Source organism: Streptomyces sp. NTH33 (assembly GCF_003236365.1).
Classification (GTDB): Bacteria; Actinomycetota; Actinomycetes; order Streptomycetales; family Streptomycetaceae; genus Streptomyces.
This window is the reverse complement of record NZ_POTZ01000906.1, coordinates 1-1,300: the sequence shown is the minus strand read 5'-3', so window position 1 is coordinate 1,300 and position 1,300 is coordinate 1. Positions and strand designations below refer to the sequence as shown.

At 74.0% G+C, this 1,300-nt stretch carries 1 protein-coding gene and 1 pseudogene; one reads left to right on the top strand and one right to left on the bottom strand.

The genetic code is table 11. The annotated features are described in order from the left end of the window. A partial coding sequence (gene ftsY, locus C1I97_RS37435; RefSeq protein ID WP_111007307.1) for a signal recognition particle-docking protein FtsY occupies positions 1–1,121 on the top strand: 1,121 nt, incomplete at its 5' end. A 98-nt stretch (positions 1,122–1,219) separates the two neighbouring features. On the opposite strand, the pseudogene C1I97_RS37430 reads toward ftsY, so the two are convergent. Then, a pseudogene (locus tag C1I97_RS37430) lies at positions 1,220–1,300 on the bottom strand (bifunctional DNA primase/polymerase); the annotation flags it as partial.

Below are 1,300 nucleotides of genomic sequence, written 5' to 3'. Positions count from 1 at the left end.
GCGTCTCGGCCTCCTCGCCCACGCCCCCCGACATCACCGCCCCTCCGGCCGAGCCGCACGTGGGCGAGGAGGCCGAGACGCCGCGCGAGGAGCCGCGGCGGACGATCGAGGAGGTGGACCTGCCCGACGGGTCGGCCCCCGTCGCCGTCGAGGAGCTGCCCGTCGAGGAGCTTCCGGCACCCGCGATCGAGGTGCCGGAGCCCACCGCCGGCCGTCTGGTACGGCTGCGCGCCCGCCTCTCCCGCTCGCAGAACGCCCTGGGCAAGGGCCTGCTCACGCTGCTGTCCCGTGAACACCTCGACGAGGACACCTGGGAGGAGGTCGAGGACACCCTGCTGACCGCCGACGTCGGCGTGCAGCCCACCCAGGAGCTGGTCGAGCGGCTGCGCGAGCGCGTGCGCGTGCTCGGCACCCGCACCCCCGCGGAGCTGCGCGGTCTGCTGCGCGAGGAGCTGCTCACGCTGATCGGCACCGACATGGACCGCACCGTGAAGACCGAGCCGGCCACCAGCAAGCCCGGCATCGTGATGGTCGTCGGCGTCAACGGCACCGGCAAGACCACGACGACCGGCAAGCTCGCCCGCGTCCTGGTCGCCGACGGCCGCAGCGTCGTCCTCGGCGCCGCGGACACCTTCCGCGCGGCCGCCGCCGACCAGCTGCAGACCTGGGGCGAGCGGGTCGGCGCCTACACCGTGCGCGGCCCGGAGGCCGGCGACCCCGCCTCCGTCGCCTTCGACGCGGTGAAGGAGGGCAAGGAGATGGGCGCCGACGTGGTGCTCATCGACACCGCCGGCCGCCTGCACACCAAGACCGGCCTCATGGACGAGCTCGGCAAGGTCAAGCGCGTCGTGGAGAAGCACGCCCCGCTGGACGAGGTCCTGCTCGTACTCGACGCGACCACCGGCCAGAACGGCCTGATCCAGGCCCGCGTCTTCGCCGAGGTCGTCGACATCACCGGCATCGTCCTCACCAAGCTGGACGGCACCGCCAAGGGCGGCATCGTGGTCGCTGTCCAGCGCGAACTGGGCGTACCGGTCAAGCTGGTCGGCCTCGGCGAGGGCCCGGACGACCTGGCTCCCTTCGAACCGGAGGCCTTCGTCGACGCCCTCATCGGAGACTGACCGCCACCCACCGAACGAACGCCCGCCCCGGACCCACCGGGGCGGGCGTTCGCCGTCGAAGGGGCCGCACTCCCCGCAGGCGGTCGTACGCCCGGCGGTTACGCCCGGGAGCGGTGGGCCACGTAGGCCAGGGTGCCCAGGAGGAGGCGGGCCTCGGGGGGCTTGGCGGCGTCCAGGGC